The following is a 16,253-nucleotide window of genomic DNA, read 5'->3' as shown; positions in this document are numbered from 1 at the left end:
CTGCACGGCGGCCCGGAACACGTCGCCGCCGCCCCCGGCGCCTCTCCGCTGCTGCTCGCCCTGATCGCGGCGCACGGCGGCGACGTGCTCGTACCCCGCCCCTGCCCGGCGACCTGGATCCCGCAGGCCCGGCTGCTCGGCAGGCCCGCCTACCAGGTGCCCACCCCCGCCGAGTGCGGCGGCGTGCCCGACCCGTACGCGCTCCTGGAGACCGTACGCAGGGTGCGCGCCGAGGGCGGCAGGCCGCGGCTGCTGCTGATCTCCGTCGTCGACGACCCGACCGCCACCGTCGCCCCGCCCGAACTGGTCGGCGAGGCCTGCGAGGCGGCGATCGCCGAGGGGCTGCACATCGTCAGCGACGAGACCTGGCGCGACACCCTGCACCGGCCCCGCGACACCGTCCTGCTCAGCCCGGCCGAGATGTTCCCCGACGACGTCACCGTCGTCTGCGACCTGGCCGGCGCCCTGACCCCCTCCGCCTGGCCGGTCGCGGTGGCCAGGTTCCCCGGCACCGGGCGGGCCGCGCTGCGCCACGCCCGCACGCTCGACATCCTCACCGCGCTCGGCGCGCACGTCGCCGGGCCGGTCGCCCGTGCCGCCGCCCACGCGCTGCGCGAACCGGACGCCGTGACCGAGCGGGTCCGCCGGGCCGCCGCGCTCCAGGCCCAGGTCGCCGCCGCGGCCCACCGCGCGGTCCTGGCCTCCGGCGCGCTGGCCAGGCCCCCGCAGGCGGGCCGCCACCTCTACGCCGACCTCGGACCGCTCCGGGCCCGGCTGGCCGAACGCGGCGTCACGGACTCGCTGGAGCTGGAGGAGTACCTGACCGAACGCCTCGGCACCCCGGCCCCGGGCGGGCACCGCTTCGGCGACGAACTGGGGGCGCTGCGCGTACGGCTGGGTACCGGCACCCTGCTCGGCACGACCCCGGAGCGGCAACGGGAGTCGCTCACCGCTGTGGCGCCCCTCGAATTGCCGCATGTGGCCGAAGCGCTGAGCATTTTCGGGACGGCCCTGGCCGAACTGCGCTGACGACCCACCGCACGGCCCCGGGCGAGAGCCGCGAGACGGGAGTCGACCGATGACGGAAGAGACCGGGTGCCGCCGCTCCGGGACCGCGCCCCCGCACCCCGCCCCGCGCCCGCCCGGCGAGATCCGGCACTGGCCCAGGAGCTTCGCCGACCGGCTCACCGCACCCCTCCCCGGCGTCATGGCCATGTCCCGGCTGCTGCGCGAGCGCGCCGTGCGGCCGGACGCCGAGGGAATGCGCGGCATCCACCACCTCCCGTACGCCCCCGCCCCGCTCCCCGCCGTCCCCGTCGGCGGCACCTGCGTCACCTGGGCCGGGCATGCCAGCTGGATCATCCGCACCGGCGGGCTGACCGTGCTCACCGACCCCGTCTGGTCCCGGCGCCTCCTCGGGACACCCGCCAGGATCACCCCGGTCGGCGTCCCCTGGGAGGACCTGCCGCCCGTGGACGCCGTCGTCATCAGCCACAACCACTACGACCACCTCGACGCCCCCACCCTGCGCCGGCTGCCCAGGGACACCCCGCTCCTCGTCCCCGCCGGGCTCGGCCGCTGGTGCCGCAGACGCCGCTTCAGCCGCGTCACCGAACTCGACTGGTGGGAGGCGGCCGAACTGGACGGCGTCCGCTTCGACTTCGTACCGGCCCACCACTGGTCCAGGCGCACCCTCACCGACACCTGCCGCTCGCTCTGGGGCGGCTGGATCATCGGCGCCCCCGGCGGACCGCGCGTCCACTTCGCCGGGGACACCGGCTACGGGCACTGGTTCGCCGAGATCGGCCGCCGCCACCCCGGCATCGACCTGACCCTCCTGCCGATCGGCGCGTACGAGCCGCGCTGGTGGCTCGGTGACGTGCACACCGACCCCGAGGAGGCCGTACTGGCCTACCGGGACCTCGGCGCCCGCGCGATGGCGCCGATGCACTGGGCCACCTTCCTGCTCTCCGCGGAGCCCGTACTCGAACCGCTGATCCGGCTGCGTGCCGCCTGGCAGCGGGCCGGACACCCCGGGGAACTCCTCTGGGACCTGCCGGTCGGCGCCTCGCGGGCACTGGACCCGGTCTCGCGGGCGGTCAGTGGCCGAACCGGGCCCGTGTCCGCCTCCATACCGCCGGACCCGCACTGACCAGCAGCGTCAGCCCGACCGCGGCGACCACCCCCTGCCACGGTTCGGGGAAGAGCGCACCGCCGAGGATGCCGATCAGCTGGTACGTCGCCGCCCACGCCAGACACGCCGGGATGTCGCCCCGGGCGAACCTGCGCAGCGGCATCCTGCCCAGCAGACAGGCCAGCATCACCGGAATCCGCCCCGCGGGCACCAGCCGGGACAGCACCAGCACCGTCGCACCGTGCTCGTCCAGCTTCCGCTGGGCCTGCGCGAGGCGCTCCGGGGCCGCCCGGTCCCTGATGGTCTTGAGCCACCGGGACCCGTTCCTCGACCGCACCCCGCGCTGACCCAGCCAGTACAGGCATATGTCACCGAGGAACGCCGCGGCCGAGGCCACCCCGAAGACGATCAGCAAGGAGAACGGCGACGACTGGTGCAGCGCCACCACCCCCGCCGAACTCACCAGCGCCCCCGTGGGCACCACCGGCACCAGCGCACCCAGCGCCACCAGCAGGAACAACGACGGATAGCCGACCGCCTGCTGCGTCGACTCCGGGGGCAGTTGCCCCACGACCTGCTGGATCACCTGGCGGCCTCCGGCCGTACCCGCTCGCCGTGGGCTAGCCGGTGCACCGCCACGTCCGGTGCCACCAGTGCCGACTTCCGGACGAACTCGTCGCCCGGCGCGTGGAACTCGTGCGGCCGGACCCCGTCCAGCCCGATCGGCCAGTACGTGCCGTAGTGCACCGGCACCGCCGACCGGGGCTCCAGCCGGGCCAGCGCCTGCGCCGCCCGGCCCGCGTCCAGATGGCCGTGCCCCAGATACGGACCCCAGCCGCCCACCGGCAGCAGCGCCACGTCCACCGGCCCGACCGCGTCCGCCATGCCGTCGAAGAGCCCCGTGTCGCCCGCGAAGTACGTCCGCGCCTCGCCCTCGACCACGAAACCGAGCGCGGGGGAGCGGTGCCGGCCCACCGGCAGCCGCCGCCCGTCGTGCAGCGCCGGAACCACCCGTACCCGCACCTCGCCGAGCCGGATCTCGTCGCCCGGGACCACCTCGGTGATCCGCAGCCCGCGCACCGCACGCAGCAACCGCAGCCCCGGCACCGCGTGCACCGCGCCGCGCGGCACCACCAGCCGGCTGCCGGGGGCGAGCCGGGCCAGCGACGGCAGATGCAGATGGTCGGAGTGCAGGTGCGAGACGAGCACGGCGTCGGCCACGGCCGCCTCGGCTCCGGGCAGCTCACCGCGGCGGCGACGCAGATGTGCGAAGCGCCGCGCGAAGAGAGGGTCGGTCAGCACCCGCACCCCGGAGTCCTCGATGGTGCAGGTGGCATGGCCCCACCAGGTGACTTCCACCGGCACGCGCCGCCTCCTCGCTCCCGGGGCTCCCGGGCCGTTTCCCGGTGTCTTCGTGCGTTCCCCCTGTCGAGCCTAAAGGCTGTCCACCAAGTGGGGGCGCACAGATGTTCCGGTCCGCGCCCCTCACCTCCCCGCAGGCCCGGCACGCGCCTTCTTGCGCCGCCGCGCGAAGGGTAGGGTCGCCGACAGGTCCCGGGCCGTGTCCGGCGGATCGTGGCCGGGGCGCGACGCAGCAGGGGGGACGGCCATGGGGGACATGACGGACGTACGGGTGGCGGCCATCGCCAGCCTGACACCGCTCGAGGAGCTCGACAGCGATCCGTTCCTCGTGGACACCCGGGGCCAGCAGGACATGTGCGCCCGCTGGGCCGCCGACAAGGGGTACGTCGTCACCCGCCAGCTGCGGCTGTACGGGCTGCGCCCCGACCACCACGCGTTATGGACCGACGTGGAGAGCGGTGAGATCGAGCTCTTCGTGGCCGCCAGCGACCGTGTCCTGGCCCGGGCGGTGACCTCGGTCCCGGAGTTCGCCGCCGAGTGCGAGCGGCGCGGGGTGGGACTGGAGATCGCGGGACTGGACGAGCCCCGCTACACCCCCCGTACCAAGGCGAACGTGCACCGAAGACTCTCCATGCCGACGGCCGGCTACGACGGCTGCTGACCCGGTCCCCGGCCGCCGTGCCAGGTGCCGGGCGGATCCGCTGTGAAAAGCTGGGGGCCCAGGACCCGGAGCAGCGGGGTCCGTACGTGAGGTGGAGCGGCGTGGTCGACGGGCGATGGCGAACGGCCGGCAGCGCCCTGGTACGAGTGGTCGTGGTGTGGGCGGTCTCGACGCTCACGATGCTGGTGCTCGCCGGGATACTGCCCGATTTCCATCTCCAGTCGGCCGACGGCGACAGCATCACCAAGACCGCGTTCACCGCGGCCTGGGGCGCCGGTGCCTTCGGTCTGCTCTCCGCGCTGGTCTGGCCGGTCCTGGTACGGGCCCTGCTCGTCGTGCCCGCGCTCGTCCTCGGCCTGCTCGTCTTCTTCCTCAACGGCTCGCTGCTGCTGCTCGCCCTGAGACTCATCCCGGACGGGCGCGGCGCGGCCAACCCGGAGACCGCGGTCGTCGTCGCGGCCGTGATGTCCGCCGTCGCCTCCGCCACCTCCACCGCGCTCGCCGTCCGCGACGACAACGCGTACCGGCGCAGGCTCTCCCGGCTCGCCGACCGGCGCCGACGGCGCAGCGGTACGGACAGCGGACGCAGCGGCCCGCCCGGCACGGTCTTCATCCAGCTCGACGGAGTCGGCCACGACGCCCTCGCCCACGCCGCCGAGACGGGCCTGATGCCGACCGTCGCCCACTGGCTGGCCGACAAGGAGGAGGGGCACCGGCTCACCCCGTGGCGCACCGACTGGTCCAGCCAGACCGGTGCCAGCCAGCTCGGCATCCTGCACGGCAGCAACCACGACGTCCCCGCCTTCCGCTGGTACGAGAAGGAGACCGGCGACGTCATGGTCTCCAGCCGCCCCGCGAGCGCCCTGGAGCTCCAGCGCCGGGCCGTCGAGCGCACCCGCGACGGGGGGCTGCTCACCCTGGACGGCGCCAGCCGCGGCAACCTCTTCAGCGGCGGCGCCGACCAGCTGGCTCTCGTCCTGTCCATGGCGGCCCGCTTCGGCAAGGGCCGCCGCTCCCGGGCCGGGTACTTCGCGTACTTCTCCGACCCGGCCAATGCCGTACGCACCGCGCTCTCCTTCGTCGCCGAGGTCGGCCGGGAGATCGGGCAGTCGACCCGGGCGCGGATGCGGAAGGTGACGCCCCGGGTCAAGCGCGGCGGCCTCTACCCCTTCATCCGCGCCTTCGCGACCGTCGTCGAACGCGATGTGGTGGTCTCCGCCGTCATCGGGGACATGTTCGCCGGGCGCACCGCCGTCTACGCCGACCTGGTCGCGTACGACGAGGTGGCGCACCACTCCGGACCGCACAGCCGCGACGCGGAGAAGGTGCTCGCGCGGCTGGACCGTTCGCTCGCCCTGATCGCCAAGGTCGCCGAGCACACCCCGCGCACCTACCGGATCGTCCTGCTCTCGGACCACGGGCAGAGCCCCGGGGAGACCTTCGAGGGGGCGTACGGGCTGACGCTCAAGGAGCTGGTGCGGGCGGGCTGCGGGCTGCCGGTGCCCCGCCGGGCCCAGCACACCCGCAGCGCCTCGGAGGCACGTGACGCGGTACGGATCGCGCTGCACCGGCCGGTCGCCGAAGGCGAGGAGGAACCTTTCGCCGAACCCTCCGGGCCCGTGGTCCTCGCCTCCGGGAACCTCGGCCTGATCTCCTTCCCCGACATCCGGGGACGCGCCTCGCGCGAACAGCTCGACCGCAGCCGCCCCGCCCTGCTCGGCACCCTCGCCAACCACCCGGGCATCGGCTTCCTGCTGGTCCGCAGCGAGCGCCACGGTTCGGTGGTGCTGGGCCGCGGCGGCACGGAGGTCCCGGTGTCGGAGCTGGTGGACGGGCAGGGGCCGCTGGCCCCGTTCGGCCCCGGCGCGGCCGCGGCGGTGCGGCGCACGGACACCTTCCCGCACGTCGCCGACATCATGGTCAACTCGATGTACGACGGTGCCACGGGCTGTGTGCACGCCTTCGAGGAGCAGATCGGTTCGCACGGCGGCCTGGGCGGCGAGCAGTCCCGGCCCTTCCTGCTGTGGCCGGCCGGGCTGTCCGCGCCGGTGCCCCGGGGCGAGGAACTGGTCGGCGCGGAGGAGGTGCACCGGGTACTGCGGCGCTGGCTGCGGGAGTGCTCGGGCCCGCAGGTCCCGCTGGCGCCCGGGGCGGACGACGCCGACGGACCGCTCCGGGCGGCGGGCTGAGGAGCGCCGTCCCCGGCGGACGACGGGGGCCGCGGGGTGCTGCCGGCGGTGGACGGCGGGAGCGGACGGGGCGTTGTCAGTGGTGGACGGCAGGATGGGGGCCATGACGAACTCAGCTGTTGTGCTCGCCGATACCGCCGCCTACGCCGCCGCGGTCGAGGAAGCGACGCGGGCCGCCGCCGCGTACTACGCCACGGGCGAAAGCACGCTCGACGACGACGCCTACGACCGGCTGGTGCGAGGGATCGACGCCTACGAGCAGGAGCACCCCCAGGAGGTGCTCGACGCCTCTCCCACCGGCAAGGTGGCGGGCGGTGCCGCGAGCGGTGACGTCCCGCACACGGTGCCGATGCTCTCCTTGGACAACGTCTTCTCGGCCGAGCAGTTCGTCACGTGGACGGCCTCGCTGGAGCGCCGGATAGGCAGGCCCGTCGCGGCCTGGAGCGTGGAGCCGAAGCTCGACGGACTGGCCGTCGCGGCGCGCTACCGGGCGGGCCGCCTGGAGCAGCTCGTCACCCGCGGAGACGGCACCGCGGGTGAGGACGTCTCGCACGCGATCGGTACGGTGGTCGGCCTGCCCGAGCAGCTCGCCGAGCCGGTGACGATCGAGATGCGCGGCGAGATCCTCATGACCACCGAGCAGTTCGAACAGGCCAACGCCGTCCGCACGGAGCACGGCGGCGCCCCCTTCGCCAACCCGAGGAACGGCGCGGCCGGCACGCTGCGGGCCAAGGACCGGGCGTACACGGTCGAGATGACGTTCTTCGCCTACGGGGCGCTGCCGCTGCCCGAATCCGGCGGGCTCGCCGACACCCTCGCCGAGCTCCCGCACAGCGAGGTCCTCGGCCTCGTCGCCCGCCTCGGCGTGCACACCGCCGCGGACACCGACGTCGCGCCGCGCACGGTCGGCGCCGTCGAGGAGGTGCAGAACAGGGTCGAGGAGATCGCCGCCCGGCGTGCCGCGCTTCCGTTCGGAATCGACGGCATCGTGATCAAGGCCGACCTCGCGGCCGACCAGCGCGAGGCGGGCTCCGGCACGCGGGCCCCGCGCTGGGCCATCGCGTACAAGCTCCCGGCCGTCGAGAAGGTCACCCGGCTCCTCGACGTCGAGTGGAACGTGGGCCGGACGGGCATCATCGCGCCGCGTGCCGTGCTGGAGCCGGTCGAGATCGACGGTTCGACCGTCAGTTACGCCACCCTGCACAACCCCGCCGACATCACCCGCCGGGACCTGCGCCTGGGCGACCGGGTGATGGTCTACAAGGCGGGGGACATCATTCCCCGCATCGAGGCCCCGGTCGCCCATCTGCGGACCGGCGACGAGAAGCCGATCGAGTTCCCGGAGTCCTGCCCCCAGTGCGGCTCGGAGATAGACACCAGCGAGCAGCGCTGGCGCTGCGTCCGGGGTCGCGCCTGCCGCCTGGTCGCCTCCATCTCGTACGCGGCGGGCCGCGACCAGCTCGACATCGAGGGCCTGGGCGCGACCCGGGTCGTCCAGCTCGTCGAGGCCGGGCTGGTCACCGACTTCGCCGACCTGTTCACCCTCCGGCGCGAGCAGCTGCTGGACCTGGAGCGGATGGGGGAGACCAGCACCGACAACCTCCTGGCAGCCATCGGGACAGCACGGACCCAGCCGCTCTCGCGGGTCTTCTGCGCGCTCGGGGTGCGCGGCACCGGCCGGTCCATGTCGCGGCGGATCGCCCGCTACTTCGCGGAGATGGACCGGATCAGGGCGGCCGACGCCGATGAGCTCCAGCGGGTCGACGGCATCGGCAAGGAGAAGGCCGCCGGGGTCGTCGCGGAGCTGGCGGAGCTGGCACCGCTGATCGAGAAGCTGGTGGCCGCCGGGGTCAACATGACGGAGCCCGGTGCCACACCGCCGCCCGTGCCGGGGGAGGAGACCGAGGAGGGCGCCGAGGCGGGGGAGGGGCTGCCGCTGGCCGGGATGACGGTGGTGGTCACCGGAGCCATGACCGGTGCCCTGGAGAAGCTCTCCCGGAACGAGATGAACGAGCTTATCGAGCGGGCCGGAGGCAAGTCCTCCTCCAGCGTCTCCAAGCGCACCTCGCTCCTGGTCGCCGGGGAGAAGGCCGGTTCCAAGCGGACCAAGGCGGAGGACCTCGGCATACGGATAGCCGCGCCCGACGAGTTCGCCGAGCTGATCGCCGACTTCCTGCCCCAGCCGGTGTGAGCCCCGCCCGGGCCCGGGTCCCGACGAGGGACGGGGTCCTGACGAGGGCCCGGTCCTGGCGAGGATCCGTCTCCCGTGAGGTCCCGGCGTGACGAGGGCCGGGCGCGACGAGGGATCGACACGCGCGGGGGCGGGAAGAGAGCCGGGCAGAGCGGGCGGATCCTTGGATTTTGCCCGGGAGTGGCTTTCTTTGCCTCCCTATTGCATAGTGAGGGCTCGACCGTGCCTCGCATTCAGCGGGCGCACGGGTGTGCGCGCGGCCGCGTGGGCGAGCCGGGGGAGGGACGATGCGTTCACTGCACCATGGACCGCGGCTCGGCCCGTCCGTCCACCGGGACCACCGGGGCGTCACCCGTGGTCTCGCCCTCGACCTCGGCAGCTCCCGCACCCGTGTCTGGGTGCCCGGACGCGGCGTCCTGGCCGACACCGACGTCTGCGGCGAAGCCGGTGCGGGGCCCGGTCGCGGCCGCCCGGTCCGGCGCGGCCGCATCGTCGACGCCGAGACCTGCGGCCGGATGCTCGGCCGGATCGCCGAAACGGCACTCGGCGCGGACCGCACCGGCACCGTGATCGTGCTCAGCCACCCCGTCCTCGCCGGCCCCCGGCACCGCGCGGCGGCGCACGACCTCCTCGCAGCGCTCGGGCCGACCACCGTCATCGCCCTCGACAGCGCGCGGGCCGCGGCGGCGTCGGCCGGGCCCCGCGACGGCGGCCCGCTGCTCGTCGTCGACATCGGCGCGGGGCTGACGGAGGTGACCCTCCTCGTCGACGACCGGGTCCGCGACGCCCGCCAGGCCGAGACCGGACTGAGCGATCTCGACCCGGACCAGCGTCCCACCGAAGTCGTCCGCACCGTCATGGACATGATTTCGGAGATGTGGCAGCAGGACCGGCACGGCGCCGTCCTCGGCGCTCTGCGCAAGGGCCCGCTGCTCACCGGGGGCGGCGCCGCCCGCCCCGACATCACCGACCGGATCGCGGCCCGGCTGGGCGCCCCGGTGCGCCTCGCCGACGATCCGGCGACCGCCGTCGTCCGGGGCGCCGGGATGGTCCTCGACTCCGTGCTCCGCCCGGCCACCACGGCCACGGCCACGGTTCCGACCGGCCGAGCAGGGTGACCCCCCTCCCGGGGCCGCCCCCGGGGAACGCGCCCCCGAGGGCACGGCCGTACACCCCGGCACACCACCGCACCGTGCGGGCTGCCCGGGCGCTGCTCGCCGCCCTCCTGCTCACCGTCCTCGCCGTCACCGGCAGCGCCCCCTCGGCCCTCGGCGCCGCGCCGCCCGCCCGCCCGGCCGCCGGAGTGCCGCCCTCCGCCGCGTACACCCCCGGCGCCCACCGGCCCACCCCGCACACCGACCGCACCGTCCGCCCCACCCACACCAGCCGCTCAGGCGTCGGCACCGGCGCCGCCCACGACGCCCGCCGCGTCCGTACGGCCGCGGCGGCCGAACACCCGCACCGCCCGCAGACCGGCCCCGTCCCCCCACCCAGGGCCGGGAGCGACCAGGTCCGCACCGCACACCACCTCCCGCCGCCCGGTCCCGACGCCCTGCTGCCCGGCACCCCCGGAAGCAGGCCCCAGCACCGTGCCCACCGCCCGCCCCCGGCCGCGCCCCCGCGCGCCGCCGGGCGCCTGCGCGTCGCGCTCCCCGGCGTACGCGGACCTCCGGGAACGGCCGCTCACCGGCCACCGGTCCTGCCACCGGTCCCGTTCCACAGCACCGCCGTTCCGTTCCCGCCGAGGTGAGGGCGGTCGGCGCCCCCTCGGAGGAAACCCATGACTCGCGCCACCACGGTGCGGGCGGTTCTGGCTGCGGCCGTGCTGCTCGTCTCCGTGCTCATCACGCTGACCATGTCACCCAGACTCGGCCTCGATCTTCAGGGCGGCACCAGGATGGTGCTCCAGGCCAAGGACTCGGACACCGCGAAGGCGGACCGGGAGAGCACCGAGCGCACCCTCGAAGTGCTGCGCCAGCGCATCGACTCCCTCGGCGTCGCCGAACCCACCCTGACCCGCTCCGGCGAGGACCGGATCATCGTCGAACTCCCGGACGTCCAGGACCCGCGCAAGGCCGCCGAGGTCATCGGCCGCACGGCCCAGCTCAGCTTCCACGCGGTCCAGGGCCCCGGCACCGAAAACACCGGCGACACCGGCGACAAGTCCACGGACACCGGCAAGAAGACCGCGGACGGCGACAAGAAGGACGGCGACAAGAAGAACAGCGACAAGAAGGACGGCGACAAGAAGGACGGCGGCAACGGCGCCCCCGGCGACGACGGGACGACCCTCCGGGACGAACAGGGCCGCGCCCTGGACCTCGGCCCCGTCCGGCTCAACGGCGCCGGTGTCAAGGACGCCACCGCCGAGTTCGACGCCCAGCAGGGCGCGGGCTGGACGGTCTCGCTCGACTTCCACAAGCAGGCCGGCCGGGACTGGACCCGGCTGACCGGTGAGGCCGCCTGCTACCCGGAGGGGGACGAGCGCCGTCGCGTGGCCATCGTCCTCGACCAGCAGATCATCTCCTCGCCGCAGGTCTCCCCCTCCGTCGCCTGCAAGACCGGACTGCCCTCCGGCTCCACCCAGATCACCGGATCGTTCAGCGCGGACGAGGCCCGCGAACTCGCCCTGCTGATCAAGGGCGGCGCCCTGCCGCTGCCCGTCGAGATCGTCGAGCAGCGGACCGTCGGCCCGACGCTCGGCGCCGCCGCCATCGACGCCAGCGCCCGCGCCGCCCTCATCGGCGCCGCGGCCACCGCGCTCTTCATCACCGTCGTCTACCGGCTCTTCGGCGCGCTCGCCGCCTTCGCGCTCGCCGCCTACGGTCTGATCTCCTACGCGGCCCTGGTGGCCCTCGGCGTCACCCTCACCCTGCCCGGTCTCGCCGGATTCGTCCTGGCCATCGGGATGGCGGTCGACGCCAACGTACTGGTCTTCGAACGGGCCAGGGAGGAACACGCCCAGCATCCCGGCCGCACTCTGCGCACCTCGCTGACCGCCGGGTTCCGCGGCGCCTGGAGCGCCGTCGCCGACTCCAACGTGACCACGCTCATCGCGGCCGGACTGCTCTTCTTCCTCGGCTCCGGGCCGGTGAAGGGCTTCGGCGTCACCCTGGCCATCGGCGTGATCGCGTCCATGTTCTCCGCGCTGGTCATCGCCCGTGCGCTCACCGAGATCGCCGCCGGCTCCCGGTTCGTCAACGACCGCCGGGGCGTCAACGGCATCGCGATCCCCGGCCGGGTACGCACCTGGCTGACCCGGCGCGACCCCCGGCTGATGAAGTCCCCGCGCCGCTGGCTGACGGTCTCCGCGGTGCTGGTCGCGGTGGCCGTCCTCGGCATCGTCGTACGCGGGGTGAACCTGGGCGTCGAGTTCACCGGCGGCCGGCTGGTGGAGTACTCGACCAGCCGGCCCGTCGACGTGGAGCGGGCCCGCACCGTACTGGCCGGTGCGGGCTTCGGTGACGCCGAGGTCACCACGGCGGGCGCGGGCGACCTCTCCGTACGGACCGCCGGGCTCGACAACGACGCCGAGCACGCCCTGCGCGCCGCCCTCGCGAAGGAGGGCGGCGAGACCACCAAGGTCCGCGACGAGCTCATCGGCCCCAGCCTCGGCGACGAACTGCGGCGCAACGCGCTGGTCGCGCTCGCCATCGCCGTACTGGTGCAGCTGGCCTACCTGGCCGTGCGGTTCCGCTGGACCTTCGCCCTGGCCTCGGTCGGAGCCCTGGTCCACGACGTGATCATCCTGGTCGGGGCGTTCGCCTGGCTGGGCCGCACCGTCGACGGGATCTTCCTGGCCGCGCTCCTCACCGTCATCGGGTACTCCGTCAACGACTCGGTGGTGGTCTTCGACCGGGTACGGGAGCTGTGGGCGAAGGCCAGACGTGTCCCGCTGGCCACCGTCGCCGACCGCGCCATCGTTCAGACCGTCCCGCGCACCGTCAACACCGGGATGGGCGCGCTGTTCATCCTGGTCGCGCTCGCCGTGCTGGGCGGTGACTCCCTCGCGGACTTCGCCCTGGCCCTGCTGATCGGCATCTGCGTGGGCACGTACTCCTCTGTGCTGACCGCCGTGCCCGCCGCCCTGGTCCTGGAGCGCAGCAGCAAGGCCCCGCCGCCCGCCCGCAAACGGTCCCCGGGACGCCGCTCCGGTACGAAGACGGCCCGCCGTGACCCGCACGACAACGGGGCCCGCGTGTAGACCGCCGGTCCGACGGCCCCGGGAGTTGTCCGGGGCCGTCGGCCGTCAGAGGGACAGGGCGTGCAGATGGTCGGCGGTGGCCCGGTCGGCCGGCAGGAACGTCTCGATCGCCAGCTCCGCCACCGTCACGTCCATCGGCGTGTTGAAGGTGGCGATGGAGCAGACGAAGGAGAGCGTCCGCCCGCCGTGCTCGATCAGCAGGGGCAGCGCGAACGGCAGCGACCGCACGGGCCGGGGCTCGCTGTCCTCCGGTACGGGATAGCCCGCGACCTCCTCGTACAGCTCGCGCAGCTCGGCCGAACGCACCAGAGCTATCTGACGCTCCATCTGGTCCAGCAGATCGGCCCGCCACTCCCGCAGATTGCGGATGCGCGGGGCGAGCCCCTGCGGATGCAGCGTCAGCCGCATGGCGTTCACCGGCGGAACCAGCAGATGCCCGGCCGCCCCCTCCGCCAGCACCAGCATCCCCCGGTTGGCCGCCACGATGTCGTAGGTGCCGTCGACGACGATCGCCGGATAGGGCTCGTACGTCTCCAGCAGCCGCTCCATCCCCTCGCGCAGCGCGCCGAACGCCGGATCGTCCAGCGGGGTCTGCGCGTAGCGCGGCGCGTAACCCGCCACCACCAGCAGGGCGTTGCGCTCCCTGACCGGTACGTCGAGATGTTCGGCCAGCCGGAGGATCATCTCCTCGCTGGGGCGCGAGCGGCCCGTCTCGATGAACGAGATGTGCCGGGCCGAGGAATCGGCACGCAGCGCCAGCTCCAGCTGACTGATCCGGCGCCGCTCACGCCAACTGCGCAGCAGCGTTCCTACCCCCGTGTCGGGCGCGACAGTTGTCATACCAAGACCGTAACGTCACCGGCACCGCTGGTCGTACCGAACGCCGACGAGGGAGCCGCCCCATGCCCGCCGCACCGCTGTCCCGGCAGGAGATCGAGGACGGGCTGGGCGATCTGCCCGGCTGGTCGCTGGAGGGAGACCGGATCGCCTGCGCCTACCGGTTCCGCGACCACATCGCCGCCGCCGCGTTCGTCCAGCACGTCGTCGCGATCCAGAACGAGCTGAACCACCACTCCGACCTGACCCTCGGCTACAACACCGTGTCCCTGTCCGTGAACACGCACGACGCGGGCGGCGCGGTCACCGGGAACGATCTGGAGCTGGCCGGGCGGGTGGCGGCGATCGCCCCCGGCCACGGCGTGCGGCAGCGGTAGTACCGCCCGCCGTCGCGGCACGTCGCGGCGCCGGACCCGTACGCCGTCACAGTGCCGCGCCGAACCGGGGGTGGGCGGAGAGCCAGTCGGTGTAGCTCCCGCTGCGCCGCACCGCCTCGGCGTACGCCGCCCGGGTGTACCCGCTCACCGATCCCGCCGCGGCCCCGGCCGCCGTCGAACGCGGATGCCAGCCCAGCAGATGGCGCCAGCTCAGCGGCGAACCGGTGATCGGCCGGGTCACCACCCCCGGGGCCGGCGGGAACGTCGCCCGGCACAGCCCGACCGCCCGCCCCACCTGCACCAGATGGACGACGGAGGCCGTGTCCGTCTCGTACACCGAGACGGGGCTGAACCCGGCCCGGGCGCAGGCGCCGACGAAACAGTCGGCGAAACACCCCTCGCCCGGCACGTCCGCCCAGCACTCCTCCGCCAGCGCGGCGAGATCCAGCTCCGGCTCACCGGCGAGCCGGTGGGATTCCGGCAGCATCACGAAGACCGGATCGACGCCGATCACCTGCCAGGTCAGCCGGTCATGGGCGGGCGGCGGGCTCTCCCCGCACGTCCCGATGAGGGCGAAGTCCAGCCGCCCGTCCACCAGCTGGGCGGCGATCTCCGCGACCGACCAGGAGGTGTACGTCGAGACGGGGGCCGTCGGATGCGCGGTGACCAGGCGGTCGACCAGACCGCCCAGCAGCGGACCGTGCGTACCACCGAGCCGGAAGCGCTCCATCGCGCCCCACGCGTTGGCGAAGCGGACCGCCTCCTCCTGGAGCTCGCTGACGGCGGGCAGCACCACCCGGGCCCGCTCCAGCACCAGCTCGCCCAGGAGCGTGGGCCGGGCCCCGGTGTGGTCGCGGTCGAAGAGCGGACCGCCGAGCGCCTTCTCGATCCGGCGCAGCTGCGCGCTGAGCGCGGGCTGGGCAAGCCCGAGCGTCGCGGCGGCCTTGGTCAGGCTGCCGGTGTCGGCTATGGCACGTACGGTTCGCAGATGGCGCAACTCCAGCTCCATAAACGCAAGTTATGGGCCCGAAGGCCTACCGGCAATATGCAGGTGTCCATTGCGTGAGATGCGGGTCGGGGCCGGCCGCTGCCGGACGCCCGCAGACGTCCGGAAACAGCCGATTGCCGAACCGGCAACAAAACTTGCCGCGCTCCTTGTCCGCGGTGACGCTGGTCCTCATGAGCCAGCACACCGGACACGGTCCCCACACATCCACCGCGCACAGCCACCACCCGGGCACCGCCCACGCCGGCCACCACCACGGCCACGGTCACCAGCAGGACGCGGGTGACATCGACTGGGACGTGATGGGACCGGTGCTGGAGCTGGAGGCCGAGATCAGCCGGCCCCAGTACGAACGGGCGGCCCGCTGGATCGCCGGGCTCCCCGAGGCACCGAAGGTCCGGCGGATCCTCGACATCGGCAGCGGCCCCGGGCTGGTCACCTGCCTGCTCGCCGAGGCGTTCCCCGAGGCGGAGGCCGTCGCCGTCGACGGCACCCCCGCACTCCTGGAACGCGCCCGGAACCACGCCGAGCGCCTCGGTCTCGGCGACCGGTTCCGCACCCACCACGCCGACCTCGAGGACGGCCTCGACGGACTGGGCGAGGCCGACCTCATCTGGGCCGGGAACTCCCTGCACCACATGGGCGACCAGCGCGCCGTGCTGGCCGGATTCGCCGGACTGCTGCGCCCGGGCGGCATCGTGGCCCTGGCCGAGGGCGGGCTCCAGCCCCGTCGGCTCCCGCGTGACCTCGGCTTCGGCCGGCCCGGGCTGGAGGCCAGGCTCGAAGCGATCCACGTGGACCGCTTCGAGGACATGCGTGCGGCGCTGCCCGGCAGCAGGCGCGAGACCGAGGACTGGAGCGCACTCCTCGCCGCGGTCGGGCTGACCCCGCAGGGCACCCGGAGCTTCCTGCTGGACCTCCCCGCGCCGCTCTCCGACCGGGCCCGTGAGTACGTCACCGTCGAGTTCGCCCGGCGGCGCGAGATGTTCCATGAGGAACTCACGGCCGAGGACCGCGCCGCTCTCGACCGGCTGCTCGACCCCGACGACCCGGCCGGGCTGGGCCGGCGCCCCGACGTCTACCTGCTCTCGGCGCGCACCGTGCACCTGGGCCGCCGGGCCTGAGCGGCCTGCAAGAAACGGCGGCGGACCGCCACTCGCCCGTACACCCGTGAACGGCCCGCAGCCCGGCCGCGCACGTCCGACCGGACCGCCGCCCGCCCGTGCGTATACGCGTGAACGGACCGTCACTCGCCCAGCGCACACGCGAACGGACCGCCGCCCGGCCGGAGA

General features: G+C 74.1%; 14 protein-coding genes. 10 read left to right on the top strand and 4 right to left on the bottom strand.

Annotated features, from left to right (window positions below; genetic code table 11):
• Together ACFCV8_RS30065 and ACFCV8_RS30060 are read left to right on the top strand one after the other, a co-directional pair.
• Positions 1-1,029, top strand: a 1,029-nt coding sequence (locus ACFCV8_RS30065; RefSeq protein WP_376688633.1) for an aminotransferase class I/II-fold pyridoxal phosphate-dependent enzyme, incomplete at its 5' end; no start/stop codon positions are given.
• 49 nt (positions 1,030-1,078) lie between these two features.
• A complete protein-coding gene (locus ACFCV8_RS30060; RefSeq protein WP_376688632.1) occupies positions 1,079-2,152 on the top strand; it encodes an MBL fold metallo-hydrolase in 1,074 nt (357 codons plus the stop codon).
• Here the strand turns inward: ACFCV8_RS30060 and ACFCV8_RS30055 are convergent.
• Together ACFCV8_RS30055 and ACFCV8_RS30050 are read right to left on the bottom strand one after the other, a co-directional pair.
• The gene (locus tag ACFCV8_RS30055) at positions 2,100-2,720 is read right to left on the bottom strand and encodes a DedA family protein (RefSeq protein ID WP_376688631.1); all 621 of its coding nucleotides are present in this window, start codon (positions 2,718-2,720) and stop codon (positions 2,100-2,102) included. The genes ACFCV8_RS30060 and ACFCV8_RS30055 overlap by 53 nt on opposite strands.
• The gene (locus tag ACFCV8_RS30050; protein ID WP_376688630.1) at positions 2,717-3,499 is read right to left on the bottom strand and encodes an MBL fold metallo-hydrolase; all 783 of its coding nucleotides are present in this window, start codon (positions 3,497-3,499) and stop codon (positions 2,717-2,719) included. Before ACFCV8_RS30050 ends, ACFCV8_RS30055 begins: the two co-directional genes overlap by 4 nt.
• 253 nt (positions 3,500-3,752) lie before the next feature.
• Between ACFCV8_RS30050 and ACFCV8_RS30045 the strand changes: the two genes are divergently transcribed.
• The 6 genes from ACFCV8_RS30045 to secD all read left to right on the top strand — a co-directional run bounded on the left by ACFCV8_RS30045 (position 3,753) and on the right by secD (position 12,741).
• Positions 3,753-4,157, top strand: a complete 405-nt coding sequence (locus ACFCV8_RS30045) for a hypothetical protein (protein WP_376688635.1) — start codon at positions 3,753-3,755, stop codon at positions 4,155-4,157.
• 146 nt (positions 4,158-4,303) lie between these two features.
• Entirely contained in the window at positions 4,304-6,346 is a 2,043-nt protein-coding gene (locus tag ACFCV8_RS30040; protein ID WP_376688634.1) for an alkaline phosphatase family protein, read from the top strand.
• Positions 6,347-6,440: 94 nt separating this feature from the next.
• On the top strand, positions 6,441-8,537 hold the full coding sequence (gene ligA, locus ACFCV8_RS30035) for an NAD-dependent DNA ligase LigA (RefSeq protein ID WP_376688629.1): 2,097 nt from the start codon (positions 6,441-6,443) through the stop codon (positions 8,535-8,537).
• A gap of 287 nt (positions 8,538-8,824) precedes the next feature.
• Complete coding sequence (locus tag ACFCV8_RS30030; protein WP_376688628.1) at positions 8,825-9,655, top strand: rod shape-determining protein; 831 nt, start codon at positions 8,825-8,827, stop codon at positions 9,653-9,655.
• 74 nt (positions 9,656-9,729) lie between these two features.
• A complete protein-coding gene (locus ACFCV8_RS30025; protein ID WP_376688627.1) occupies positions 9,730-10,287 on the top strand; it encodes a hypothetical protein in 558 nt (185 codons plus the stop codon).
• A gap of 30 nt (positions 10,288-10,317) precedes the next feature.
• Complete coding sequence (secD, locus tag ACFCV8_RS30020) at positions 10,318-12,741, top strand: protein translocase subunit SecD (RefSeq protein WP_376688626.1); 2,424 nt, start codon at positions 10,318-10,320, stop codon at positions 12,739-12,741.
• Between the two features lie 45 nt (positions 12,742-12,786).
• Here secD and ACFCV8_RS30015 read toward each other — a convergent pair whose 3' ends face one another.
• The gene (locus ACFCV8_RS30015; RefSeq protein ID WP_376688625.1) at positions 12,787-13,581 is read right to left on the bottom strand and encodes a helix-turn-helix domain-containing protein; all 795 of its coding nucleotides are present in this window, start codon (positions 13,579-13,581) and stop codon (positions 12,787-12,789) included.
• 62 nt (positions 13,582-13,643) lie between these two features.
• Between ACFCV8_RS30015 and ACFCV8_RS30010 the strand changes: the two genes are divergently transcribed.
• The gene (locus tag ACFCV8_RS30010; protein WP_376688624.1) at positions 13,644-13,955 is read left to right on the top strand and encodes a 4a-hydroxytetrahydrobiopterin dehydratase; all 312 of its coding nucleotides are present in this window, start codon (positions 13,644-13,646) and stop codon (positions 13,953-13,955) included.
• Between the two features lie 46 nt (positions 13,956-14,001).
• Here ACFCV8_RS30010 and ACFCV8_RS30005 read toward each other — a convergent pair whose 3' ends face one another.
• Positions 14,002-14,964: a LysR family transcriptional regulator gene (locus tag ACFCV8_RS30005; protein WP_376688623.1), complete on the bottom strand. Its 963-nt coding sequence runs from the start codon at positions 14,962-14,964 to the stop codon at positions 14,002-14,004.
• A gap of 170 nt (positions 14,965-15,134) precedes the next feature.
• Here ACFCV8_RS30005 and ACFCV8_RS30000 point away from each other — a divergent pair, with 170 nt between their 5' ends.
• The gene (locus ACFCV8_RS30000; protein ID WP_376688622.1) at positions 15,135-16,085 is read left to right on the top strand and encodes a class I SAM-dependent methyltransferase; all 951 of its coding nucleotides are present in this window, start codon (positions 15,135-15,137) and stop codon (positions 16,083-16,085) included.
• Positions 16,086-16,253 lie beyond the last annotated feature (168 nt).

This window comes from Streptomyces sp. NPDC056347, from assembly GCF_042262625.1.
GTDB lineage: Bacteria > Actinomycetota > Actinomycetes > Streptomycetales > Streptomycetaceae > Streptomyces.
Note: the sequence above shows the minus strand (reverse complement) of the source record. Positions and strands in the feature narration are given on the sequence as shown.

What these genes read in the sequence shown, in the direction of transcription:
- ACFCV8_RS30060 (WP_376688632.1), top strand. Translation starts at nt 1,079, where the DNA reads ATGACGGAAGAGACCGGGTGCCGCCGCTCCGGGACCGCGCCCCCGCAC.
- ACFCV8_RS30045 (WP_376688635.1), top strand. Translation starts at nt 3,753, where the DNA reads ATGACGGACGTACGGGTGGCGGCCATCGCCAGCCTGACACCGCTCGAG.
- ligA (WP_376688629.1), top strand. Translation starts at nt 6,441, where the DNA reads ATGGGGGCCATGACGAACTCAGCTGTTGTGCTCGCCGATACCGCCGCC.
- ACFCV8_RS30030 (WP_376688628.1), top strand. Translation starts at nt 8,825, where the DNA reads ATGCGTTCACTGCACCATGGACCGCGGCTCGGCCCGTCCGTCCACCGG.
- secD (WP_376688626.1), top strand. Translation starts at nt 10,318, where the DNA reads ATGACTCGCGCCACCACGGTGCGGGCGGTTCTGGCTGCGGCCGTGCTG.
- ACFCV8_RS30015 (WP_376688625.1), bottom strand. Translation starts at nt 13,581, where the DNA reads ATGACAACTGTCGCGCCCGACACGGGGGTAGGAACGCTGCTGCGCAGT.
- ACFCV8_RS30010 (WP_376688624.1), top strand. Translation starts at nt 13,644, where the DNA reads ATGCCCGCCGCACCGCTGTCCCGGCAGGAGATCGAGGACGGGCTGGGC.
- ACFCV8_RS30005 (WP_376688623.1), bottom strand. Translation starts at nt 14,964, where the DNA reads ATGGAGCTGGAGTTGCGCCATCTGCGAACCGTACGTGCCATAGCCGAC.
- ACFCV8_RS30000 (WP_376688622.1), top strand. Translation starts at nt 15,135, where the DNA reads ATGAGCCAGCACACCGGACACGGTCCCCACACATCCACCGCGCACAGC.